Origin of the sequence: Bradyrhizobium sp. 192 (assembly GCF_023100965.1) — a bacterium.
Lineage (GTDB): Bacteria > Pseudomonadota > Alphaproteobacteria > Rhizobiales > Xanthobacteraceae > Bradyrhizobium > Bradyrhizobium symbiodeficiens.
This window is the reverse complement of sequence record NZ_CP064690.1, coordinates 1,294,504-1,316,559: the sequence shown is the minus strand read 5'-3', so window position 1 is coordinate 1,316,559 and position 22,056 is coordinate 1,294,504. Positions and strand designations below refer to the sequence as shown.

Genomic DNA, 22,056 nt, shown 5'->3' with positions numbered 1-22,056 from the left:
AGATCTTCGACAAGATGGAACGGATCCAGTACCGCGTCCAGAAAACGGCTGTAGACTTGGAGGGTCCTATCGCTTCTCGATGACGAGGCTCTGCACCGCGCGGCCGAAATAGCCCTGCCGGTCAGCAAGCCGCGACATCGCGAGACCGGCGCCGTCGGGCCCGATCCAGGATTCACCGTCAAGCAATATCCACTCACCGACCGGCTGGCGCGAAAAGTTCACCGTGAGATCGGCGTTGATGTAGGTCCAGGCGCGGAAGTCGAGCGTCGAGGCCGTGCCGTTGGAAAAGTCGGCTGCGACCACGGCGCGCATCGCCTGCGAGAGCGGTTCGCCCTCGATCAGCGGGTGGTCGACACGAAACCAGATCGCGCCGGCACCGGCCTGGCCGAAGCGGCCGCGCGCGGCGCGCATCGAAACCGATCGCACGAATGGACTGGTGGCGGCGTGACCGTCCTCGGCGAACGAATCCTCGGGCGACGGCAGCGTCACCGGCAACTCCTTGACGTCATCGGGTAGCGCCTGAGCCTGCGTCCTGATCTTGAGCACGGTGGCACCGACCACCTGCACGCCGTCGGCGAGCAGCTTGATTTCACAGAGCTGGATCTTGCGCCCTTCGCGCAGGATCGTGGTCTCGATCGTGAGCGGCGCCACCGGCACAGGGCGCATCAGGTCGATGGTGACCCGCGCAATGTTCATCGGCGACGGTGTCGGAATGCGCTCGGCCGCCCAGGTCACCAGCGAGGCCGGCGCCGAGCCGTGCTGCATGCGCCGGTCCCAAGGGCCCGCGGCATCAGGGCTGGTAACGACGTTGTTGCCGTCGACGTGGTAGATGGCGGTCATGCTCAGATCAGTCCTAGTTGACCTTCCCCGGACGCTGCGCAGCGCGTAGCGGTGCGCTGCCGATCCGGGGTCCATGCGTTGCGTCGATGAGTCCCGGCTCTGCGCAGCAGCGCCAAACGCTGCAGCGCGTCCGGGACACGCGAGCGATTATAACGGCGGATCGTTCGCCTCGTCGTATTCCTTCTTGAAGCGCGCGATCAGCTCGGCGGCGGGCAAGATGGCCTCGACGCTGCCGATGCCCTGGCCCGAGCCCCAGATTTCCTTCCAGGCCTTCGGCTTGGCGCGCTCGCCTGATGCGTCGGTGCCGAAATTCATCTTGGAGGGATCGGAGGTCGGCAGGTTTTCCGGATCCATGCCGGCGGCCAGGATCGAGGGCTTCAGGTAATTGCCGTGCACGCCGGTGAAGAGGTTGGAATAGACGATGTCGTCGGCGGTCGAGCCTGCGATCATCTCCTTGTACTTCTCCACCGCGTTGGCTTCCTTGGTGGCGATGAAGGCGGAGCCGATATAGGCGAAGTCGGCGCCGAGAATGCGCGCGGCGCGGATTGCCCTGCCGTTGCCGATGGCGCCCGACAGTGCGATCGGACCGTCGAACCACTTACGTGTTTCAGCAACGAAGGCCAGCGGCGAGATGGTGCCGGCGTGGCCGCCGGCGCCGGCCGCGACCAGGATCAGGCCGTCGGCGCCCTTCTCGATCGCCTTGTGCGCGAATTTCTGGTTGATCACATCGTGAAAGACGATGCCGCCCCAGCCGTGCACCGCCTGGTTCAGTTCCTCGCGCGCGCCGAGCGAGGAGATCACCATCGGCACCTTGTACTTGGCGCAGAGCTGCATGTCGTGATCGAGCCGATTGTTCGACTTGTGCACGATCTGATTGACCGCGAACGGCGCCGACGGCTTGTCGGGATGGGCGCGGTCATAGGCCGCAAGCTCTTCGGTGATCCGCGCCAGCCATTCGTCAAGCAGCTCCGGCGGCCGCGCGTTCAGCGACGGAAACGAGCCGACCACACCCGCCTTGCACTGCGCGATCACGAGATCGGGCACCGAGATGATGAAGAGCGGCGAGCCGATAACGGGGATCGACAGGCGTCCTTTGAACAAGGCAGGCATGGACATTGCGGGACGATCCTCTGTTGGCCGGTCGATGGAAGGTTGACCGCCATACCAACAAGGCAATCTTTCCACTGTCAAGTATTGCGTTTTGGCGCCGGAACGGATGCCCAGGCAGCAATTCCTAGGCGCGGAATTCCGTTGCTGTCATTCGGGGGCGCGCCTCTTGGCGCGAGCCCGGAATGACAGCCCCTACCCCAGCAGATCCGGATTGATCAGTCGCTCGAACGAGAACATCTCGTCCCACTTCTCCTGGGTCAGCAGCTTGCGCTCGACCACCACGATCTGGTGCAGCGACTTGCCGCTCTGGTAGCCCTCGCGCGCAATCTCGGCGCATTGCTTGTAGCCGAGCAGCGGCTTCAGCACCGTGACGATGCCGAGCGAATTGAGCACCATGTTGCGGGTGTGCTCTTCATTGGCGGTGATGCCGACGACGCAATTCTCGCGCAGGCTGTTGACCGCGCGCTCCATGGTGCGGATCGAGAAGAACAGCGCGAACGAGATCACCGGCTCCATCACGTTGAGCTGGAGCTGGCCCGCCGAGGCCGCAAGTGTCACCGTGGTGTCGAGCCCGATGACGAGGAAGCTGGTCTGGTTGACGACCTCGGGAATGACGGGATTGACCTTGCCCGGCATGATCGAGGAGCCCGGCTGCAACTGCGGCAGGTTGATCTCGTTGAAGCCGGCGCGTGGGCCGGAGGCGAGCAGGCGGATGTCGTTGCAGATCTTGGTCAGCTTGCTCGCGGTGCGCTTCAGCACGCCGGAGAGCTGCACATAGGCGCCGGTGTCCGAGGTCGCCTCGACGAGGTCGCCGGCGAGAATGAAGTCGACGCCGGTGAGTGCGCTCAAATGCCGGACCGCGAGCTTGGGATAGCCGTGGGCCGCCGTGACGGAGGTGCCGATCGCGGTGGCGCCGAGATTGATCTCGCGCAGCAGCGCCCGAGCCTCGGAGATGCGATCGACCTCCTCGCCCATGGTGGTGCCCCAGCCCCGGAATTCGGCCCCTAGCGACATCGGCACCGCGTCCTGCAGATGCGTGCGGCCCATCTTCAGCACACGGTCGAACTCGCGGCCCTTCGTGAAGAAGGCTTCCTGCAACTGGCGCAGCGCGGTCATGTAGCTTTCGAGCCGCAGGATCAGCGCGAGGCGAAAGGCGGTCGGATAGGTGTCGTTGGTCGACTGGCCGTAATTGACGTGATCGTTGGGGCTGACGTGCTGGTAGTCGCCCTTTTTGAAGCCGAGCGATTCCAGCGCGAGGTTGGCTATCACCTCGTTGGCGTTCATGTTGGTGGAGGTGCCGGCGCCGCCCTGGATGAAGTCGGTGACGAACTGGTCCATCATGTCGCCGGCGATGACGCGGTCGCAGCCGACGATGATGGCGTCCGCGACCTTGGCGTCGATCGCGCCGAGATCACGGTTGGCCATGGCGGCGGCCTTCTTGACGTAACCGAGCGCCTTCACGAAGAAAGGCTCCTGGTTCATCGGAATGCCGGTGATGTGGAAGTTCTCCTTACCCCGGATGGTCTGGACGCCGTAATAGATGTCGTCGGCGATCTCACGCTGTCCGAGGAAGTCCTGCTCCGTACGGCTCATGGGCGCTCCTTGTTGCTCGCGCGACGTCCTTCAGTTCTGGCACAGCGCACTGGTCACAAAAGTATCGGTGCGGCAGTCATCCGGCTTACGTTGCCTGCCCGGAATGAGAACCTTGGCCGAGCATTTTTCCGCGGAATCGGCGTTCAGGCTCTTGCCTTCCTTGTAGCCCTTGCTCTGGCAAAGCTGGTCGGCGGCCTGCTTGCAATCGGGCGCGCCGTTGGACGATGCCGGGCAGGCGGTGCGTCCCGACACCATCGTCGAGGGCTTCGCCAGCCGCGACAGGTCGTTCATGGTTTCGCTGGGGCTTTTGATCGGCGGCAGGATCGAGGGCAGCTTGTCGAACAGCTTGCCCATTTCATGGATCAGCCCGGGATTTTCTGCAGGCGGAGGCGTCGAGGGCGGCGGCGCAGCCTGAGGCCCTTGCTCCTGCAAGCCAAGCGACGGCGGCGCCGATTGCGCCCACCCGGTCCCGCAAGCAGCGAGCAGGAGCAGCACTGCTGACATCAGCGTCCCGAGCCGCGCGGCCGAATTGCCGGATCGAACCATCATGATGGCAACCGTAGCCGAAGCCGCCCCTGCGGCAAAGCGCCGTGGATCTAGATTAGCTTGATCGCCACCACGAAGCCGAGCACCAGCACGGCAGCACCGACCGCCACCACGAGACCGAGATGCTTCTCGATCTTCACGCGGATCCAGTCGCCATAGCGGTTGAGCAGAATCGCCACGATGAAAAAGCGTCCCCCACGCGCAACGATCGAGCACAGAACGAACAGGAGGATGTTGTAGCCCGCAAAGCCCGAGGTAATCGTCACGAGCTTGTAGGGGATCGGGGTGAGCCCCTTGAGCAGGATGATCACCGCGCCCCATTCCGCATAGGAGGCGCGAAAGGCCTCGACCTTGCCGCCCAGGCCGTAGACCTGAATCAGCCATTGGCCGACGGAGTCGAACAGCAGCGCACCGATGGCGTAGCCGACGATGCCGCCGAGCACCGAGGTGACGGTACAGACCATCGCATAAAGCCAGGCCCGCTGCGGGCGCGCCAGCGACATCGGGATCAGCATCACATCCGGCGGGACCGGAAAGAAGGAGCTCTCGGCGAAAGACACGGCTCCCATGATCCAGAGCGCGTAGGGCTTATGGGCGGCGTCGATGCACCAATCGTAGATACGTTTCAGCATGGCGCCGCGATGAAGCACCATGGGACGGATTTGTCCATGCCGAGATTGAGGCGAATTATGACGTTTCTAGTGGCGCTTGCGCACGGTTCGGCCCTCGAGCGCGACAATCGGCCGCCTGGCAGCCACGCGCGGTGACGCGACTTTAGGCAGCTTCATCGACGATTTCGGCAGCTTCTCGGCGATGCCGAGCATGTCTTCCCGCCGCGTCATTTCGCGCCAGACGTCCTCGGGGCGCACGCCCGCAGAGGCCCAGAGCACGGTGAGATTGTACAAGAGGTCAGCGCTTTCCCGGATCACGGCATCGGTGTCGCCATTGACGGCATCGATCACGACCTCGATGGCCTCTTCGGCGAGCTTCTTTGCCATTTTCGAGGGCCCGCGCTGAAACAGCCGGGCCGTCCGCGACGTTGCCGGATCAAGATCTCTGGCCGCGAGCACAGCCAGATATAGCCGCTCAAGCGAATCACTCATGGTACTCGAAACTACTCTAAACAAATGGCGGGCGTGTTAACGTCCGATAATAAAAGCAGAAAACAGGCCGGCGCGGCAACCGCGACGGCCTGTTCAGGTCAAGCGGGCGAGCCCGCTCAGTAGCAGGTCGAGATCTGGCCCTGGCCGCCCTGCGCAGACTGGTAGGGGCCGCCGCATCGGTGAAACGGGCGCGGGCCGATATAGGAGTCGCCGCCGTAATAGACCGGACCCTCGTCGTAATAGACCGGGCCGCCGCCATAGTAAGCCGGAGCGTCGTAGGCGTAGGCATTACGGGTGGCGGCGATCGCAAGGCCGGTGCCGATGGCGCCGGCGATGGCCGCGCCGGCAAAAGCCCCGCCACCTCCGCGATGCCAGTGGTGGCCTCCCGCGAACGAAGCGGTAGGGGCAACCGCGGTCAGCGCCAGCACCGCGGCGGTGGCGAAAACGGCCTTGCGGCCGGTAAACTTCGAAAAGTTGTCAAACATGTTCTGGACCCTCCTTGGGACCTCGAATGGGGCCTGCAGACAGGCTCATGTCTTTCAAACACCCGCATCCCATGTTGGGTTCCCCAACCCCAACACAAGCTGAACGGGGTTGCGTGATCGTGACGCAACCGCCGCTCATCCGCCGTTCATATTGGCGCGGAGAGACTGGCCGCAGCCGGCGCCGCGAGCGTCACAAAACTTAACAATGCGGAACCGGCGCAATCGATGTCAGGATTCAAGACGACCACTCTCCGTTGCCTGCTGGCTCTCTCGATCTCGCTTGCAACGCTCGTTGCACGCGAAGTCGGTGCGGCCGAGACCGCTGCGCCGTCCGTTGCGATCCATTTCACCCTCGACCGCCCGTTGGACGCGAGCATGGCGCCGTTCTTCCTTGCGGCGAAGGACGGCAGGTTCAGTGCCGAACGCCTCAACGTGTCCTTCAACAGCGCAACCGGATCGCCGGAGGCGCTCGCGCGCGTCGCCAAGGGCGACAGCGAGCTTGCGCTCGTCGACATCAACGAGTTGATCCGGTTTCGCGACAAGGAGGACTCGCCGCCGGTCAAGGCGGTGTTCGTGCTATTCAACCGCGCGCCTTACGCGATCGTCGCGCGCAGGAGCCGCGGCATCGAGGTATTGCCCAATCTCGACGGCAAGACCGTCGGCGTTGCCGACGGCGATCTGTCGATGCGACTGTGGCCGGCGCTGGCGCAGCAGAACGGCGTTAAGGCATCGCGCGTCAAATTCCACAAGATCGGCGCTGCGGTCCGCGAGCCGATCCTGTCCGCGGGACAGGTCGATGCGGTCGCGGGCTTCAACTATCTCTCCGCGGTGAACCTGCGCGACCGCGGCGTGCCCGGAGCCGATCTCGTCGTGCTGCGTTTTGCCGACTATGGCTGCGAGGCCTATGGCTTCGCAGTGGTCGCCAATCCCGCCTTCGCCGCAGCAAAGCCGGATGCCGTGAAAGGCTTCGTCCGCGCCTTGATCGCCGGCATCAATGCGACCGTCAAGGAGCCGGCGCGTGCGGCGGACGAGGCGGCGGGCCGCATCGACGGCGGCGACCGCGACCTGGAGCTGGCGCGCCTGCGCACCGTCCTCGCCGACAACATCCTGACCGACGAGGTCAAGCGCAACGGCCTCGGCGGCGTCGAGCCGGCGCGCCTGGAGCGCTCGATCGACCAGATCGCGCAGGACTTCAAATTCCGCAAGCGGCCCACGGCGGGCGATATTTTCGACGACCGTTTCCTACCGCCGGTCGCGGGGCGGCTGGTCAACTGAGTAAAACTCACAGCTTCCGCTATATCTCGCGGGCGATCCCTGCTTAGAATGCGGGCTCCATTGTCCGCTCGAGTTGCTGGTCCGCATGTCCATTTTCAGCCTCTACACCCGCGTCCTCGAGCTGCTCGGCAAGGAGGCGCGGCTGGGCTGGCTGCTGGCATTTGCCAATCTCCTGCTCGCTGCCTCACAGTTCGCCGAGCCCGTGCTGTTCGGCCGGATCGTCGACGTGCTCTCCGGCAAGACGGTGGCCGGGTCGAGCTCGGCCTGGCCGTTCCTGGTGGCGTGGGTCGCGTTCGGGCTGTTCACCATTCTCTGCAGCGCGCTCGTGGCCTTGCAGGCCGACCGGCTCTCGCACCGCCAGCGCCAGGCGGTGCTGACCGATTATTTCGAGCACATCCTGCAATTGCCGCTGACCTTCCACTCCGGCACCCATTCGGGCCGGCTGATGAAGGTGATGCTCAACGGCACCGACGCCTTGTGGCGGCTGTGGCTCGGGTTCTTCCGCGAGCACTTTGCCGCGATCCTCTCGGTCGTGGTGCTGCTGCCGCTGTCGCTCTACCTGAACTGGCGATTGGCCATCCTGCTGTTCGTGCTCTGCATCGTCTTCACCGCGCTGACGACCTTCGTGGTGCGCAAGACCTTCGGCATGCAGATGGCGGTCGAGGAGCAATATAGCGAGCTGTCCGCGCGCGCCTCCGACGCACTCGGCAATGTCGCGCTGGTGCAGAGCTTCGTCCGCGTCGAATCCGAGGTGAAGGGCCTGCGCTCCGTCGCCGACGAATTGCTCGCGGCGCAAATGCCGGTGCTGTCGTGGTGGGCGCTGGTCACCGTCATCACGCGCGCCTCCACCACCATCACGGTGCTGGCGATCTTCACGCTAGGCATCGCGCTGCACGATCAAGGGCTGACCTCGGTCGGCGAGATCGTGATGTTCGTGAGCTTTGCGACGCTGCTGATCCAGAAGCTCGAGCAGGTGGTGGGCTTCATCAACAACGTGTTCATGGAGGCGCCCCGCCTGCGCGAGTTCTTCAATGTGCTCGACGCCGTGCCCGCGGTGCACGACCGGCCCGACGCAATCGACGCCGGCAGGCTATCCGGCCTCGTCGAGTTCAACGACGTCACCTTCTCCTATGACGGCAAGCGGCCGGCGATCGAGGACCTCACCTTCACCGCGCTGCCCGGCCAGACCATCGCGCTGGTCGGCCCGACCGGCGCCGGCAAATCCACCGCGATCGCGCTCCTGCATCGCGCCTTCGATCCGCAATCCGGCTTCATCAGGATCGACGGCATGGACGTGCGCGGCGTCACGCTGACCTCGTTGCGCCGGAATATCGGCGTCGTGTTCCAGGAGGCGCTGCTGTTCAACCGCTCGATCGAGGAGAATCTGCGCGTCGGCAAGCCGGACGCGACCGAGGCCGAGATGCGCAAGGCGGCCGAGCGTGCGCAGGCGCTCGATTTCATCGATCGCAGCGGCGGCTTTGCGACCAATGCCGGCGAGCGCGGCCGCATGCTGTCCGGCGGCGAGCGGCAGCGGCTGTCGATCGCCCGCGCGCTGTTGAAGGATCCCCCGATCCTGATCCTGGACGAAGCCACCAGCGCGCTCGACGCCGTCACCGAAGCCAAGGTGAATGCCGCTCTCGACGAAGTGATGAGGGGCCGCACCACCTTCGTGATCGCCCATCGCCTCTCCACCATTCGCAACGCCACGCGGATCCTGGTGTTCGAGAACGGGTGGGTGATCGAAAGCGGAACTTTCGATGAACTCGTGGCCAAGGGCGGCCATTTCGCCGAGCTCGCCAGGGCCCAGTTCATGGTTCACGAGACCACACGTTCCAGTGTGACAGCCGCTGAGGCTGCTGCGACTGCTGCCAAATCCCCCTAGCAAGTCCTCACAGGATCGTCGAAATTCGGCCTATTTCATTGCGGAATACCCCGCTCATGCCCCTGTTCTCGACGCACCAGCCGGTATAGGTTTGCGGCGCCGCAAGCGGCGGCGCTGGATATCAGAACCGACAATCAGATCACGAGCACCGCCCGTATCAGGCGGGTCTCCAAGGACCGGAATCGGATAGTGCACGCCCTACGCCCGCTGCTTCGCAAATCCCTGTTCAACCTGTTCGCTGCGACGCTCGCATGTGCCGCGCTGCTCGCGCCACGCGCGGCGAGCGCCGAAGCCCTGCTGCTGATCGAGGCCGACAGCGGTAAGGTGTTGCAGGCGGAGAACGCGACCATTCCCTGGTATCCGGCCTCCGTCACCAAGATCATGACCGCCTATGTGACGCTGAAGGCGGTCAAGGACGGCAGGCTGACGCTCGACACGCTGCTCACGGTATCGCCGACGGCGGCCTCGCAATCGCCCTCGAAGATGGGGTTCCGTCCGGGAACGCAGCTCACCGTCGACAACGCGCTGAAGATGATGATGGTCAAGTCGGCGAACGACATGGCCGTGGTGCTCGCCGAAGGCATCGGCGGTTCGATCGACGGTTTCTCCGCGATGATGAACGATACCGCGAAGAAGCTCGGCATGACGCAGACCAGCTACGTCAATCCGAACGGCCTGCCCGCCGACGGCCAGATCACTTCGGCGCGAGACCTCGGCATCCTCGCGCGCTCGTTCCTGCGCGACCTGCCGGAATACGAATACTTCGTCCACATCCCGGCGATCCGCTTCGGCAAACGCGTCACCGGCAATTTCAACAAGCTGATCGGCCGCTATCCAGGCGCCGACGGTTTCAAGACCGGCTTCATTTGTGCCTCCGGCTACAATCTCGTCGCCTCCGCGACCCGCAACGGCCGCCGGCTGATCGCGGTGGTGCTCGGCTCCAGCTCCGGCACGGCGCGCGCGGTGAAGGCGGCGCAGCTGCTGGAGCGCGGCTTCAGCCAGGACAATCTGACGTGGCTGCGCCCCTCGCTCGGCACGGTCGATAACCTCGTGCCGGTCGACGCCTCGCCGCCGAATCTGCGCGACGAGATGTGCGGCGCCCATCGCAAGCGGCCGGCCAGCGACGACGATGACGCGCTGATTGCGGCCAATGGCGGCACCAGCGGATCGGCCTCGGCCACCGGTGGCGAAGCCCAGGTGACCTTCTTCACCGCCGGCCTCCAGCCGCCTTTGATGAAGGCCTCCGAGCTGATGGCGCAGGCCCCCGCGGCGGCCGAGCCCGTGCCGGTCTATACCGGCCCGACCCGCACCGGCACCGCCCTGATCGCGGCGGTCGCGGCCGATGCCGACCAGCAGACGGCGTCGAAGCCGCGTGGCAAGAAGTCGCGCGTGGCCAAGAAACCTGATGCGGCCGACAAGCCGAAGGACGCGGGCAAGGGCGCGAAGGACATCAAGACGGCGGCGGCGAAGCCTGTTGCCAAGCCGGCTGAGGGCAAGAACAACGACAAGAACGACGCCAAGAACGACGCCAAGACTGCGGCGAAGCCGGCGGCACCCAAGCATGCTGCCGCCAAGCACGATGCTGCGGCCAAACCCGCCGAGAAGCCTGTGGCAAGCAGCCCCGCCAAGCCCAAGGCCGCGACCAAGCCCGCCACCAAGCCGGCCAACAACAGTTAACGCCGCACCGACCCGGGCCGCCGCGCTTCGCACCTGCGGCAGCGCGGCTTCTGGACGAATCCAGTAGCCACTCCCTGACCTTTGTCCTAAGCCTCGACGACTTGCCTCCCGTTCCGGCAGGCTCGATACTGGCGGCAATGAGGCAAGCCCGAGACACAGCGGGCTCTGGTAGATGAGGGGAGTTTTCCATGGAGCGCATCTGGCTCAAGCAATATCCGCCCGGCGTGCCCGCCGATATCGAGCCGACCCAATACGCATCGCTGGTCGACCTTCTTGAAGAGAGCTTCACTAAGTTCGCCGACCGCAAGGCGTTCATCTGCATGGACAAGTCCATCAGCTATCGCGACCTCGACCAGATGTCGGTCGCGCTCGCTGCCTATTTGCAGGGCCGCGGACTGCAGCGCGGCGCACGCGTCGCCATCATGATGCCGAACGTGCTGCAATACCCGGTCGCGACCGCGGCCGTGCTGCGCGCCGGCTTCGCGGTGGTCAACGTCAATCCGCTCTACACCCCGCGCGAGCTCGAGCACCAGCTCAAGGATTCCGGCGCCGAAGCCATCATCGTGCTGGAGAATTTCGCCCACACCGTCGAGCAGGTGATCGCCAAGACGCAGGTCAAGCACGTCATCGTCGCGGCCATGGGCGATCTGCTCGGCTTCAAGGGCGTGATCGTCAATCTCGTCGTCCGCCGCGTCAAGAAGATGGTACCGGCATGGTCGTTGCCCGGCTCGATCTCCTTCAACGACGCGCTCTCGGCCGGCCGCGGCATGACGTTCAACAAGCCGAAACTCTCGCCGGGCGACGTCGCCTTCCTGCAATATACCGGCGGCACCACCGGGGTCTCCAAGGGCGCCACGCTGCTCCACCGCAACATCGTCGCCAACGTTCTGCAGAACGACGCCTGGCTCCAGCCGGCGCTCGCCGCGCCGCCGCATGTCGACCAGCTCATGATCGTCTGCGCGCTGCCGCTTTATCACATCTTCGCGCTGACGGCCTGCTACCTGCTCGCGGTGCGCGCCGGCGGCTGCAATCTCCTGATCCCCAACCCGCGCGATATCCCCGGCTTCGTCAAGGAGCTGGCGAAATACCAGGTCAACAGCTTCCCGGCCGTGAACACGCTCTATAACGGCCTGATGCACCACCCTGATTTCAAGAAGCTCGACTTCTCCAAGCTGAAGATCTCCAACGGCGGCGGCATGGCGGTGCAGCGCCCCGTCGCCGATCAATGGAAGGCGATCACCAACTGCTTCATCGCCGAGGGTTACGGTCTGTCGGAGACTTCGCCGACGCTGACCTGTAATCCGGCAACGGCAACCGAGTTCACGGGGACGATCGGCATTCCCGTGCCCTCGACCTACATCTCGATCCGCGACGACGATGGCAACGAAGTCCCTCTCGGCCAGGCCGGCGAGATCTGCGCCAAGGGCCCGCAAGTGATGTCGGGCTACTGGAACAGGCCCGAGGATACCGCCAAGGTGATGACCGCGGACGGCTATTTCCGCACCGGCGACATCGGCATCATGGACGAGAAGGGCTACACCAAGATCGTCGACCGGAAGAAGGACATGATCCTGGTCTCCGGCTTCAACGTCTATCCCAACGAGGTCGAGGAAGTGATCGCGAGCCATCCGGGCGTGCTCGAATGCGCCGTGATCGGCATCCCTGATTCCAAGTCGGGCGAAGCAGTGAAGGCCTTCATCGTCAAGAAGGATCCGAACCTCACCCCGGAAGCCGTGATCAAGTTCTGCCAGGAGCAGCTCACCGGCTACAAGGTGCCCAAGCACATCGAATTCCGCAGCGACCTGCCCAAGACCAATGTCGGCAAGATCCTGCGACGCGAACTGCGCGACGAGAAGAAGGCGCAGGCAGCGTAAGGCCCGCCTTCCGCTGATGACTGACGTCGGGGACATCACGCCCGCCGACATTCTCGCCTTTTGGCGCGAGGCCGGCCGCGAGCGCTGGTACAAGCGCGATGACGCTTTCGACGCGGAGGTCAGGCGCCGCTTTTGCGCGCTATGGCAGAGGGCGGCTGCGGGCGAGCTGGGGTCATGGGAGACCAGCGACGAGGGCGCACTCGCGCTCGTCATCGTGCTCGACCAGTTTCCCCGCAACATGTTTCGCGGCGATCCCATGACGTTCTCCGGCGACGCGCCGGCCCGCGATGTTGCCCGCCGCGCCATCGATCGGGCAGTGGATCGCAGGATCGATCCGGCCCTGCTCGAATTCCTCTACATGCCTTTCATGCATTCGGAGCACCTGCCGGACCAGGAGCACTGCATCGCGCTGTTTCAAGACGCCGACAATGCCGAGAACCTGAAATACGCCCAGGAGCACGCCGACATCATCCGCCGTTTCGGTCGTTTCCCGCACCGTAACCGCATGCTCGGGCGCCCGACCACCGACGAGGAGCAGGCCTTCCTCGACAATGGCGGCTTTTCCGGCTGAGTCATCCCGGTGAAAGGCGACCGTGATGCCGCTTTGCCCGCCGGCAATATTGTGCAGGCCCGCCGCACGGTCTAAAAAGCGGGATCGATATTCAGGGAGACTGACGATGGCGATCCAGACTGGCGACAAGCTGCCCGAGGCGAAATTCCGCGTGATGACGGCGGAAGGCCCGCAGGTGAAGACCACCGACGAGATCTTCAAGGGCAAGAAGGTGGCGCTGTTCGCGGTGCCCGGCGCCTACACCGGCACCTGCCACAAGATGCATCTGCCTAGCATCTTCCTGAACGCCTACGCCCTGAAGGACAAGGGCGTCGACAGCATCGCCATCGTGTCCGTCAACGACCCCTTCGTCATGAACGCCTGGAAGCGCGACACCGACCAGCGCGACGAGGCCATCTTCCTCGCCGACGGCAATGCCGATTTCACCAAGGCGATCGGGATGGAGCTCGACGCCTCCGCCAACGGCCTCGGCATCCGCTCCAAGCGCTATTCGATGCTGGTCGAGGACGGCGTGGTCAAGAAGCTGAACCTCGAGGCGATGCCCGGCAAGGTCGAGGTCTCCGGCGGCGATACGCTGCTCGGGCAGCTCTGAGCTTTAGACCCAGCCCGTTCCAAAAACGACGTCATGCCCGGGCTTGTCCCGGGCATCCACGTTCTTGGTCACGCGCGATGAGACGTGGATGGCCGGGTCGAGCCCGGCCATGACGCGTGGAGAGAGCGAGCGCTACTCCGCCAGCCTCTGCTGCAACCTAGCCTTCACGATCCCGTCCCGTGCCAGCCGATCGGCGCGTTCGTTCTCGGGATGGCCGGCGTGGCCCTTGACCCAGTGCCAGCGGATCTCGTGCTGCTTCAGCGCGGCGTCCAGGCGCTGCCATAGCTCGACATTCTTGACCGGCTTCTTGTCGGCGGTGCGCCAGCCGTTGCGCTTCCAGCCGTGGATCCAGCCGGTGATGCCCTGCCGGACATATTGGCTGTCGGTGTAGAGGTCGACGGTGCACGGCTTCTTCAGCGCTTCGAGGGCAGAGATCGCCGCCATCAGCTCCATCTGGTTGTTGGTGGTGTGGCGCTCGCCGCCGTTCAGCTCTTTTTCCTTGTCGCCGAACTTGAGGATCGCGCCCCAGCCGCCCGGCCCGGGATTTCCCGAGCAGGCGCCGTCGGTATAGATCGTGACATTGGGAAGCTCGCTCACGCCACTAGCCCCGACGGCATCAGCCCATAATCGCGTACGCTCGTCACGCTCTGGTGGAAGCGCAGCTTGCGGACATATTCCAGCGGATCCTTCGGCTTGACCAGCGCGCCTTCGGGCACGTTGAGCCAGTCGACCAACCGCGTCAGCAGGAAACGGATCGCAGCACCGCGCGCCAGCAACGGCAGCGCGGCCTCTTCGGCGTCCGAGAGCTTTCGCACGTGGCCATAGGCGTTGAGAAAGGCGCGCGCCTTGGTGACGTTGAAGGAATGATCAGGCTCGAAGCACCAGGCGTTGAGGCAGATCGCGACGTCATAGGCCAGCATGTCGTTGCAGGCGAAGGTGAAGTCGATGATCCCCGAGAGCTGGTCGCCGAGGAAGAAGACATTGTCGTTGAAGAGGTCGGCGTGGATCACGCCCTCCGGCAGATTGCCCGGCCAGATCCCGCTCGAGAGATAGTCGAGCTCGGCGGCGAGAAACGCGCGCAGGCCCGGCTGCACCTCGTCGGCACGGTTTGACGCCGCATCGAACAGCGGCCGCCAGCCCGAGACCGACAGCGCATTGGCGCGCCTGATCGCAAAATTCGCGCCGGCCAGATGCATTCGGGCCAGCCCTTCGCCGACGCCGGCACAATGGGCCGCAGTCGGCTTACGCGGCCAGACGCCTTCGAGAAAGGTAATGATCACAGCCGGCCGGCCCGACAATTCGCGCAGCGCCTCGCCGTCTTTCGCCTTGACCGGCAGCGGACAATTGACGCCGTGCTCGGCGAGGTGCGTCATCAGCGCGAGGAAGAACGGCAGATCGTTCTTCGCCACGCGCTTCTCATAGAGCGTGAGGATGAACGACCCCTTGGTCGTATGCAGCAGGAAGTTGGAATTTTCGACGCCCTCGGCGATGCCCTTGTAGGAGAGCAACTCGCCGAGGTTGTAGTGCTTCAGGAAATCCGCAAGTTCGTCGGCGGCAACGTCGGTGTAGACCGCCATAAAGGTCTACTCGGCGGCAGCTTCGGGGCGCACCTGGCGCGGCAGCGGGAAGAACTCGTTCTCTTCCGCGGCCGACACCGTCTCCACATGCAGCGTAAAGCGCTCGGCGAACGCGTCCATGATCTCCTCGACGATCACCTCCGGCGCTGAGGCGCCCGCGGTGATGCCGAGGCTGGTGATGTTTTCGAACCGCTTCCAGTCGAGGTCAGCGGCGCGCTGCGCCAGCACCGCGATCGGACAGCCCTCACGCTCGGCGACTTCGCGCAGGCGCTGCGAGTTCGACGAATTGGGGGCACCGACGACGATGAGCGCGTCCACTACCGGCGCCACCTTCTTCACCGCGAGCTGGCGGTTGGTGGTGGCGTAGCAGATGTCCTCCTTGTGCGGTCCGTTGATGTTCGGGAAGCGCTCCTTGAGCAGGGCCACGATCTCCGCGGTGTCGTCGATCGACAGCGTGGTCTGGGTCACGAAGGCGAGGTTGTTGGGGTCCTTCGGGGAAATGGTCTTGGCGTCCTCGGCGGTCTCGATCAGGGTCACGGCGCCGGCCGGAAGCTGGCCGAGCGTGCCGACGACCTCGGGGTGATGGGAGTGGCCGATCAGGAATATCTCGCGGCCACGCTTGAAGTGGATCGCGGCCTCGCGGTGCACCTTGGTCACCAGCGGGCAGGTCGCATCCAGCGAGAACAGATTGCGGGACTGGGCGTCGGCCGGAACCGACTTCGGCACGCCGTGGGCCGAGAACACCACCGGCGCGGAGGTGTTCTCCGGGATTTCGGCGAGCTCCTCGACGAAGATCGCGCCCTTCTTCTTCAACCCGTCGACGACATACTTGTTGTGCACAATCTCATGGCGAACGTAAACGGGCGCGCCGTACTTATCGAGCGCCCGTTCGACGGTGTCGATAGCCCGGACTACCCCGGCGCAGAAGCCGCGGGGAGAACAAAGCACGATCTTGAGGTCTGGTTTGGCTGACATTGAGCGATCTCGGGACCGAATCACCTCGCCAAATGGGCGGGAAGCGGTCGATGGATTGAATAGGGCTTAGGTACGGGCTTACAGGGAATTGGGCCCCCTTTCGGGCGCTGTCAAGGCACTATCTATAGCAGAACCATTGCGTGGCTACCCCCTCCGGGCTTATATAGCCCGAATTCCCAGTCATCGCTGATGACCACCGGCTTCGCCTCCAGAGGGGTGGGCGAAGCACAAAGGAGATTTGCCATGAGCAACGCACCTCTGATGCCCAAGGCGACCGCCGTCTGGCTGCTCGACAACACCGCGCTGACCTTTGACCAGGTCGCCGATTTCACCAAGATGCATCCCCTCGAGGTGCGCGCGATCGCCGACGGCGATGCTGCCCAGGGCATCAAGGGCATGGATCCCCTCTCCAACGGCCAGCTGACCCGCGAGGAGATCGAGAAGGGCGAGAAGAATCCGGATTATCGGCTTCGCCTGCAGGAGAGCAAGGTGGTGCTGCCGCCCCAGCCCAAGCGCAAGGGCCCGCGCTACACCCCGGTCTCGCGCCGCCATGAGCGACCGAGCGCCATCCTCTGGCTGCTGCGCAACCATGCCGAGCTCAAGGACGCCCAGATCATGCGCCTGGTCGGCACCACCAAGAGCACCATCGCGAGCGTGCGGGACCGGACCCACTGGAACACCTCCCAGCTGACCCCGATCGACCCCGTTACCCTTGGTCTCTGCTCGCAGATCGAGCTCGATTTCGAGGTGGCGCGCGCCGCCAAGGAGAAGCCGATCGACACAGCCTATGGCGGCGCCACACTGCTGCCGGCGTCCGAGACCACCAAGAAGGACGAGTTCGAGCCGGCCGAGCGATCGAGCGACGACCTCAACCTCGACGCCGTGTTCGCCAAGCTGAAGACGCTCGGCGGCAAGAAGCAGGAAGACGAGGAGCAGTAAGCTCCGCTCGTCGTTCGCGATCGGACATAATTTGAAACGCGGCGGGAAAACCCGCCGCGTTTTGTCTTGCGGCCTTGGCCTGGTCGGGACGCCGCGCCTCCCGCTTCAGCCTCAGAACTTGTACGTCACGCCCGCGCCGACCAGCCACGGATCGATATGCGCGGTGCCGGTGACCGGCAGGCCGGAGACCGTGGCGCTGTAATCCGGACGCAACCAGAGCTTCTTGACGTCGACGTTGAGACCCCAATGCCGGTCGATCATGTAGTCGAAGCCGAACTGCACGGCGCCGCCCCAAGCGTTGCTGACATGCAAATTGGTGGTGGTGGCGACGATCGCGGGCGGACCGACGATTGCGGCAGGCGTATTGGCCGCGGAATTGTTGAAGAACACGGTGTAGTTCACGCCGGCGCCGACATACGGCTTGAACGCGCCGAACTGGTCGAAGTGATATTGCAGCGTCAGCGTCGGCGGCAGCAGAGTGGTCTTGCCGATCGGCAGGTTCGCGAGCGAGCCGGTGCCGCTGATCGAGTGCCGGGTCACGCCGAGGATCAGTTCAGCCGCGATGTTCTTGGTGAAGAAGTAGCTGATGTCGAGCTCGGGGACGACCTGGTCGCTGATCGAGAGGCCGGAATTCGGCGAGGACAGCGAGGGCACGCCCGCCACGTTGACGGTTGAGCCACCGCCATCCGGCAACACGCCAAGCACGCGCAGACGCACCATCCAAGGATTGAACGCCTCCACCGGCGGCGGCGCCTTCTTGTAAACCGGCAGATCGGCAGCTTGCACTGATGCAAAATTGCCCGCGAGCATCGCGCCGACCGTCGCAAGCCGCGCCAGGTTTCTTGTCGTTCTCTGCATTGTAGTCCCCTTCAGCCATCTTCCGCGCGTCGTTGCGCGATATGAGCGTCTGAGCAGAAAGGGGGCGCTGGAGGATTTGATGCCGATCAAATCGGGCGAAACGCGCCGCGATTTGGCCGCAGCGTTGCAGATCTGTCACGACCAATGTGCGTGAAGATGCCGGATGATACCGCGTCCGATATCAGGGCCGATCGGGAAGGTTCAGCATGTATTCGCCGAGGTCGCGCTGGCGGCGGTCGGCACGGGCGGTGGCGGCGTTGCGCTGGACGTCGCGGTCCTTGCGGCAGGCCACGTATTCCGGCGAGCCCTGCGCATTGCCCCGGCTCAGGCAGACCGCATCGTCATCGTCGCCGCCCACCGCCACCGGCGTCTGGTAGCGCGCGGAGCAGGCGGAGAGAGCGATGGCGAGAGCTAAGGCTGCAAGCAGGCGCGGCACGGCGGCGAATGGCATACGAGGTCCCCTGTTGGCCGGCCCTGTTTAGCGCGGAATGAGGAGATTGTAAGTCCCCGGACGTCGTTCCGCGCACGCCATCATTCCCCGCGAGGGCGAGGAATCCAGTACGAGCAGCTTCGCTCACACCCGCCCCTTCAGCGCCTCCCCGATCTCGTCGAGGGTCTTGGGGTCCTCGATCGTCGCCGGCATGGTCCAGCTATCGCCGTCGGCGATCTTCTTGATGGTGCCGCGCAAGATCTTGCCGGAGCGCGTCTTGGGCAGGCGGCCGACGGTGATAGCGAGCTTGAAGGCCGCGACCGGGCCGAGCTTGTCGCGCACCAGCGCGATGATCTCCTTCTCGATCTCGGCGGGCGCACGCTTCACGCCGGTCTTGAGCACCAGGAAGCCGCAGGGCACCTCGCCCTTGATCGCGTCCTTGACGCCGAGCACGGCGCATTCGGCGACATCGGGATGCGAGGCCAGGATTTCCTCCATGCCGCCGGTGGAGAGCCGATGGCCGGCGACGTTGATGATGTCGTCGGTGCGGCCCATGACGAAGACATAGCCGTCCTCGTCCTTATAGCCGGCATCGGAGGTTTTGTAGTAGCCGGGGAATTCGCTGAGATAAGCTTCCCTGAAGCGCTCGTCCTGATTCCACAGCGTCGGCAGGCAACCCGGCGGCATCGGCAGCTTGATGACGATCGAGCCCATGGTGTTGGGCCCGACCGGCTTTGCCGCCTCGTCGACCACGTCGACCTGGTAGCCCGGCATCGGCACCGTCGGCGAGCCGTGCTTCACCGGCAGCATGCCGAGCCCGACCGGGTTGCCGGCGATGCACCAGCCGGTCTCGGTCTGCCACCAATGGTCGATCACCGGCACCTTCAGCTGCTGCTCCGCCCATTCGACGGTCGGCGGGTCGGCCCGCTCGCCGGCGAGGAACAGGGTGCGGAATTTCGACAGGTCGTATTGCCGGATGAACTTTCCTTCCGGATCGTCTTTCCGGATCGCGCGGAACGCGGTCGGCGCGGTGAAGAAAGCGACCGCCTTGTGCTCGGCGATCACGCGCCAGAATGCACCGGCGTCGGGCGTGCCGACCGGCTTGCCCTCGTACATGATCGTCGTCGCGCCGTGCAGCAGCGGGCCGTAGACGATGTAGCTGTGGCCGACCACCCAGCCGATGTCGGAGCCGCACCACCACACCTCGCCGGGCTTGACGCCATAGAGGTTGAACATCGACCATTTCACCGCGACGAGATGGCCGCCATTGTCGCGCACGACGCCCTTCGGAATGCCCGTGGTGCCCGAGGTGTAGAGGATGTAGAGGGGATCGGTGGCGGCGACAGGCGCGCAGGGCGCCTTTTTGCCGTCGTTCATCGCCTTGCGGCGCAGGCTCGCCCAATCATAGTCCCGGCCCGCGGTCATGTCGCAGGTGAGCTGCGGACGCTGCAGCACGATGCAGGCCTTCGGCTTGCTGCCGGCCAGCTTGATCGCCTCGTCGAGCAGCGGCTTGTATTGCACGATGCGGCCGGGCTCGATGCCGCAGCTTGCCGAGAGGATGAGTTTCGGCTGCGCGTCGTCGATGCGGGTGGCAAGCTCCTTCGCCGCGAAGCCGCCGAACACCACGGAGTGCACCGCACCGATCCGCGCGCAGGCGAGCATCGCGACCACGGCCTCCGGTACCATCGGCATATAGAGGATAACGCGATCGCCCTTGGCGACGCCGAAATCCTGCATGATGGCGCCAAGCGCCTGCACCTCGTGCAGCAATTCGGCATAGGTGAGTTTGGTGACGCTGCCCGCCAGCGGCGAATCATGGATCAGCGCGACCTGGTCGGCGCGGCCACCTTCGACATGGCGGTCGAGCGCGTTGTAGCAGGTATTGACGACGCCCCCCGTGAACCAACGGCCGTAGGTTCCCTGCGAAGGATCGAAGATCGTCTTCGGCGGCTCGATCCAGTCGATCTCTTTCGCCGCCTCGGCCCAGAACCCCTCGGGATCGGCCAGCGAGCGCGCATGGACTTCGTGATAACTGCTCTTGCCCTGGATGCTCATTCCCGCGCTCCCTCTACCCTTTATTGGCCTGACCTTGAACCTTGCGGCAGGACGGTCGCCCCGCCATGACCCGGATCAATGTCGGCCTTGTTTGGGAGCTATTTTCCCGGGAACGGGCCGCGGTTCAAGCTCAAAAGGATGGGTCATTTCTCCCTCTCCTCGTTCTTACGGGGGAGAGGGTCGGAGCGAGGGGCTGCATCCGCAATCACAGTTAGAGCTGGACTCGCGGGGAGCTTGCCTCAACTCTCCGTCGAATTCAGCTTCTGCAACCGCTCCTGCATGATCTTCTTCAGGTCGTAGCCCGGGCGACCGAAGCTGGCGTTGCGCAGGCTGAGGAAATTGCGCTGGGTCTTGCGCAGCTCGCTGGCCGAGCGCTTGCCCGCCGATTTCAGCACGCGCTCGTAGGTCTCGGCGATCTGGCGATCGAGCATGCCGAGCTGCGGATCGGCGCAGATCACCTTCTCGACCTCGCGCTTGGCCGTCGCGCATGCGAAGGACGGACCATTGCCGGAAGCGACCGCGAGAGGCCGCAGCGGCTCATCTCCGAATTTCGCGATCTCCGCGATCATGCTGCGGCGGCCGTTGGCAGCGTTCTCGTTGCCGGGATCGAGCTTGAGCGCCGTCTCGTAATCGGCCAGCGCCTTCTTGCGCTCGCCCATCTTCTTGTAGAGCACGGCGCGGTTGTTGTAGGTCAGCGCGAAATTCGGATCGAGCCTCAGTGCAGCCTCGTAATCGCCGAGCGCAGCTCCGAGCTCACCCTTGAACTGGTAGGAATCACCGCGGTTGGTGAAGAAGTTCGGCCGGGGCGCCAGGCGCAGCGCCTGATCGTAATCGGCGATCGCCTTGTCGTACTCCTTCATCGCGGCATAGGTGAGCCCACGATTGTCAAAGTATTCGGGCACCTTCGGATCGAGCCTGATCGCCTCGCCGTCGTCGGCCACCGCCTTGTCGAGCTGGCCGAGCTTCTTGTATGCGGCGCCGCGGTTGGTGTAGGTGCGGGGACGGTTGGGATCGAGCCGCAGTGCCTCGCTGAGATCCTTGATCGCCTTCTCGTTGTCGCCGCCCAGATAGTAGTTCACGCCGCGGTCGGACCAGGCCTGCGCATCGTCCGGCTTCAGCTTGATCGCCTGGTCGTAATCGGCGAGCGCACGGTCGAGCCTGCGCTGGGTCGTGTAGACGACACCGCGCAGCTCATAGGCCTCCGCATCCTGCGGATCGAGCTCGATCGCCTTGCTGAGGTCGGCCGCCGCACGATTGAGATCGCCGCCGGCCTCGCGCAGGAGGTCGCCGCGCAGGCGCCAGGCCTTTGCATTCCTGCCGTCGAGCGCAATGGCCCGGTCGATATCCCGCAAGGCTTGCGTGAGGCCGCCCGAGGTGCGGGCATGGGCGTCGGCACGAACCAGCAGCGCCGCGGCGCGGTCGGGCGCGGGATTTCCGCCCTGCTCGATGATGATTGTGCAGGCCGGGATCAGCTCCGCAGGAGCAGCCTTGCTGCCCATGACGCAATCGGTGTCCGCCGAGGCGGGGGCTGCAAGGACGAGGCTCATTGCCGCCCCGAGAAGAAAGGCGCGAAGCGAGGTTTTGGCAAGCGAAGGCGCTTGCGCGGAAGAATGCATGCCGCACATGGCATAGGGCTCCGTGGCGTCGGGTTCTCATCATTGTCGCGGCAGATAG

The 22,056-nt window shown here is 64.6% G+C and carries 21 protein-coding genes; 7 read left to right on the top strand and 14 right to left on the bottom strand.

Annotated elements, in window-relative coordinates:
* Positions 1-66 precede the first annotated feature (66 nt).
* From IVB24_RS06250 to IVB24_RS06220, 7 genes are all read right to left on the bottom strand, one after another.
* Positions 67-840, bottom strand: coding sequence for a thioesterase family protein (locus tag IVB24_RS06250; RefSeq protein WP_094976582.1), 774 nt, complete (start codon positions 838-840; stop codon positions 67-69).
* 147 nt (positions 841-987) lie between these two features.
* Positions 988-1,956: a nitronate monooxygenase family protein gene (locus IVB24_RS06245; RefSeq protein WP_247772408.1), complete on the bottom strand. Its 969-nt coding sequence runs from the start codon at positions 1,954-1,956 to the stop codon at positions 988-990.
* Positions 1,957-2,142: 186 nt separating this feature from the next.
* Positions 2,143-3,543, bottom strand: a complete 1,401-nt coding sequence (locus IVB24_RS06240; protein ID WP_094976581.1) for an aspartate ammonia-lyase — start codon at positions 3,541-3,543, stop codon at positions 2,143-2,145.
* 30 nt (positions 3,544-3,573) lie between these two features.
* Entirely contained in the window at positions 3,574-4,092 is a 519-nt protein-coding gene (locus tag IVB24_RS06235) for a hypothetical protein (protein WP_140481356.1), read from the bottom strand.
* A 47-nt stretch (positions 4,093-4,139) separates the two neighbouring features.
* The gene (locus IVB24_RS06230; RefSeq protein ID WP_162307746.1) at positions 4,140-4,742 is read right to left on the bottom strand and encodes a YqaA family protein; all 603 of its coding nucleotides are present in this window, start codon (positions 4,740-4,742) and stop codon (positions 4,140-4,142) included.
* 45 nt (positions 4,743-4,787) lie between these two features.
* Positions 4,788-5,192, bottom strand: coding sequence for a phosphoribosyl-ATP diphosphatase (gene hisE / locus IVB24_RS06225; protein WP_247772407.1), 405 nt, complete (start codon positions 5,190-5,192; stop codon positions 4,788-4,790).
* Positions 5,193-5,308: 116 nt separating this feature from the next.
* Positions 5,309-5,677, bottom strand: a complete 369-nt coding sequence (locus IVB24_RS06220) for a hypothetical protein (protein WP_247772406.1) — start codon at positions 5,675-5,677, stop codon at positions 5,309-5,311.
* 225 nt (positions 5,678-5,902) lie between these two features.
* On the opposite strand from IVB24_RS06220, the gene IVB24_RS06215 reads away from it, so the two are divergent.
* From IVB24_RS06215 to IVB24_RS06190, 6 genes are all read left to right on the top strand, one after another.
* Positions 5,903-6,952, top strand: coding sequence for an ABC transporter substrate-binding protein (locus IVB24_RS06215; protein WP_247772405.1), 1,050 nt, complete (start codon positions 5,903-5,905; stop codon positions 6,950-6,952).
* Positions 6,953-7,037: 85 nt separating this feature from the next.
* Positions 7,038-8,834, top strand: coding sequence for a glucan ABC transporter ATP-binding protein/ permease (locus tag IVB24_RS06210; protein ID WP_247772404.1), 1,797 nt, complete (start codon positions 7,038-7,040; stop codon positions 8,832-8,834).
* A gap of 189 nt (positions 8,835-9,023) precedes the next feature.
* The gene (locus IVB24_RS06205) at positions 9,024-10,511 is read left to right on the top strand and encodes a D-alanyl-D-alanine carboxypeptidase family protein (protein ID WP_247772402.1); all 1,488 of its coding nucleotides are present in this window, start codon (positions 9,024-9,026) and stop codon (positions 10,509-10,511) included.
* 188 nt (positions 10,512-10,699) lie between these two features.
* Positions 10,700-12,385 (top strand): long-chain fatty acid--CoA ligase, encoded by a 1,686-nt coding sequence (locus IVB24_RS06200; RefSeq protein ID WP_140481361.1) that lies wholly within the window; start codon positions 10,700-10,702, stop codon positions 12,383-12,385.
* 16 nt (positions 12,386-12,401) lie between these two features.
* Entirely contained in the window at positions 12,402-12,956 is a 555-nt protein-coding gene (locus IVB24_RS06195) for a DUF924 family protein (protein WP_247772400.1), read from the top strand.
* Between the two features lie 106 nt (positions 12,957-13,062).
* Complete coding sequence (locus IVB24_RS06190; protein ID WP_247772399.1) at positions 13,063-13,548, top strand: peroxiredoxin; 486 nt, start codon at positions 13,063-13,065, stop codon at positions 13,546-13,548.
* 132 nt (positions 13,549-13,680) lie between these two features.
* On the opposite strand, the gene rnhA is transcribed toward IVB24_RS06190, so the two are convergent.
* The 3 genes from rnhA to ispH are packed head-to-tail and all read right to left on the bottom strand — an operon-like array spanning position 13,681 to position 16,100.
* On the bottom strand, positions 13,681-14,145 hold the full coding sequence (gene rnhA, locus IVB24_RS06185) for a ribonuclease HI (RefSeq protein ID WP_247772397.1): 465 nt from the start codon (positions 14,143-14,145) through the stop codon (positions 13,681-13,683).
* A complete protein-coding gene (locus IVB24_RS06180; protein ID WP_247772396.1) occupies positions 14,142-15,125 on the bottom strand; it encodes a homoserine kinase in 984 nt (327 codons plus the stop codon). The genes rnhA and IVB24_RS06180 overlap by 4 nt, the downstream gene beginning before the upstream one ends.
* A 6-nt stretch (positions 15,126-15,131) precedes the next feature.
* On the bottom strand, positions 15,132-16,100 hold the full coding sequence (gene ispH, locus IVB24_RS06175) for a 4-hydroxy-3-methylbut-2-enyl diphosphate reductase (RefSeq protein ID WP_094976570.1): 969 nt from the start codon (positions 16,098-16,100) through the stop codon (positions 15,132-15,134).
* 243 nt (positions 16,101-16,343) lie between these two features.
* On the opposite strand from ispH, the gene IVB24_RS06170 reads away from it, so the two are divergent.
* The gene (locus IVB24_RS06170) at positions 16,344-17,039 is read left to right on the top strand and encodes a cell cycle transcriptional regulator TrcR (RefSeq protein ID WP_162308764.1); all 696 of its coding nucleotides are present in this window, start codon (positions 16,344-16,346) and stop codon (positions 17,037-17,039) included.
* A gap of 111 nt (positions 17,040-17,150) precedes the next feature.
* Here the strand turns inward: IVB24_RS06170 and IVB24_RS06165 are convergent, their stop codons facing one another.
* The 4 genes from IVB24_RS06165 to IVB24_RS06150 form a co-directional block, all read right to left on the bottom strand.
* Positions 17,151-17,897, bottom strand: a complete 747-nt coding sequence (locus tag IVB24_RS06165; protein WP_247772395.1) for an OmpW family outer membrane protein — start codon at positions 17,895-17,897, stop codon at positions 17,151-17,153.
* A 181-nt stretch (positions 17,898-18,078) separates the two neighbouring features.
* On the bottom strand, positions 18,079-18,348 hold the full coding sequence (locus IVB24_RS06160; protein ID WP_247772394.1) for a hypothetical protein: 270 nt from the start codon (positions 18,346-18,348) through the stop codon (positions 18,079-18,081).
* Between the two features lie 123 nt (positions 18,349-18,471).
* Positions 18,472-20,382, bottom strand: a complete 1,911-nt coding sequence (locus IVB24_RS06155) for a propionyl-CoA synthetase (protein WP_094976566.1) — start codon at positions 20,380-20,382, stop codon at positions 18,472-18,474.
* A gap of 239 nt (positions 20,383-20,621) precedes the next feature.
* Positions 20,622-22,007, bottom strand: a complete 1,386-nt coding sequence (locus tag IVB24_RS06150) for a tetratricopeptide repeat protein (RefSeq protein WP_247772393.1) — start codon at positions 22,005-22,007, stop codon at positions 20,622-20,624.
* Positions 22,008-22,056: the final 49 nt, after the last annotated feature.

What these genes read in the sequence shown, in the direction of transcription:
- IVB24_RS06250 (WP_094976582.1), bottom strand. Translation starts at nt 840, where the DNA reads ATGACCGCCATCTACCACGTCGACGGCAACAACGTCGTTACCAGCCCT.
- IVB24_RS06245 (WP_247772408.1), bottom strand. Translation starts at nt 1,956, where the DNA reads ATGTCCATGCCTGCCTTGTTCAAAGGACGCCTGTCGATCCCCGTTATC.
- IVB24_RS06240 (WP_094976581.1), bottom strand. Translation starts at nt 3,543, where the DNA reads ATGAGCCGTACGGAGCAGGACTTCCTCGGACAGCGTGAGATCGCCGAC.
- IVB24_RS06235 (WP_140481356.1), bottom strand. Translation starts at nt 4,092, where the DNA reads ATGATGGTTCGATCCGGCAATTCGGCCGCGCGGCTCGGGACGCTGATG.
- IVB24_RS06230 (WP_162307746.1), bottom strand. Translation starts at nt 4,742, where the DNA reads ATGGTGCTTCATCGCGGCGCCATGCTGAAACGTATCTACGATTGGTGC.
- hisE (WP_247772407.1), bottom strand. Translation starts at nt 5,192, where the DNA reads ATGAGTGATTCGCTTGAGCGGCTATATCTGGCTGTGCTCGCGGCCAGA.
- IVB24_RS06220 (WP_247772406.1), bottom strand. Translation starts at nt 5,677, where the DNA reads ATGTTTGACAACTTTTCGAAGTTTACCGGCCGCAAGGCCGTTTTCGCC.
- IVB24_RS06215 (WP_247772405.1), top strand. Translation starts at nt 5,903, where the DNA reads ATGTCAGGATTCAAGACGACCACTCTCCGTTGCCTGCTGGCTCTCTCG.
- IVB24_RS06210 (WP_247772404.1), top strand. Translation starts at nt 7,038, where the DNA reads ATGTCCATTTTCAGCCTCTACACCCGCGTCCTCGAGCTGCTCGGCAAG.
- IVB24_RS06200 (WP_140481361.1), top strand. Translation starts at nt 10,700, where the DNA reads ATGGAGCGCATCTGGCTCAAGCAATATCCGCCCGGCGTGCCCGCCGAT.
- IVB24_RS06195 (WP_247772400.1), top strand. Translation starts at nt 12,402, where the DNA reads ATGACTGACGTCGGGGACATCACGCCCGCCGACATTCTCGCCTTTTGG.
- IVB24_RS06190 (WP_247772399.1), top strand. Translation starts at nt 13,063, where the DNA reads ATGGCGATCCAGACTGGCGACAAGCTGCCCGAGGCGAAATTCCGCGTG.
- IVB24_RS06180 (WP_247772396.1), bottom strand. Translation starts at nt 15,125, where the DNA reads ATGGCGGTCTACACCGACGTTGCCGCCGACGAACTTGCGGATTTCCTG.
- ispH (WP_094976570.1), bottom strand. Translation starts at nt 16,100, where the DNA reads ATGTCAGCCAAACCAGACCTCAAGATCGTGCTTTGTTCTCCCCGCGGC.
- IVB24_RS06170 (WP_162308764.1), top strand. Translation starts at nt 16,344, where the DNA reads ATGAGCAACGCACCTCTGATGCCCAAGGCGACCGCCGTCTGGCTGCTC.
- IVB24_RS06165 (WP_247772395.1), bottom strand. Translation starts at nt 17,897, where the DNA reads ATGCAGAGAACGACAAGAAACCTGGCGCGGCTTGCGACGGTCGGCGCG.
- IVB24_RS06160 (WP_247772394.1), bottom strand. Translation starts at nt 18,348, where the DNA reads ATGCCATTCGCCGCCGTGCCGCGCCTGCTTGCAGCCTTAGCTCTCGCC.
- IVB24_RS06155 (WP_094976566.1), bottom strand. Translation starts at nt 20,382, where the DNA reads ATGAGCATCCAGGGCAAGAGCAGTTATCACGAAGTCCATGCGCGCTCG.
- IVB24_RS06150 (WP_247772393.1), bottom strand. Translation starts at nt 22,007, where the DNA reads ATGTGCGGCATGCATTCTTCCGCGCAAGCGCCTTCGCTTGCCAAAACC.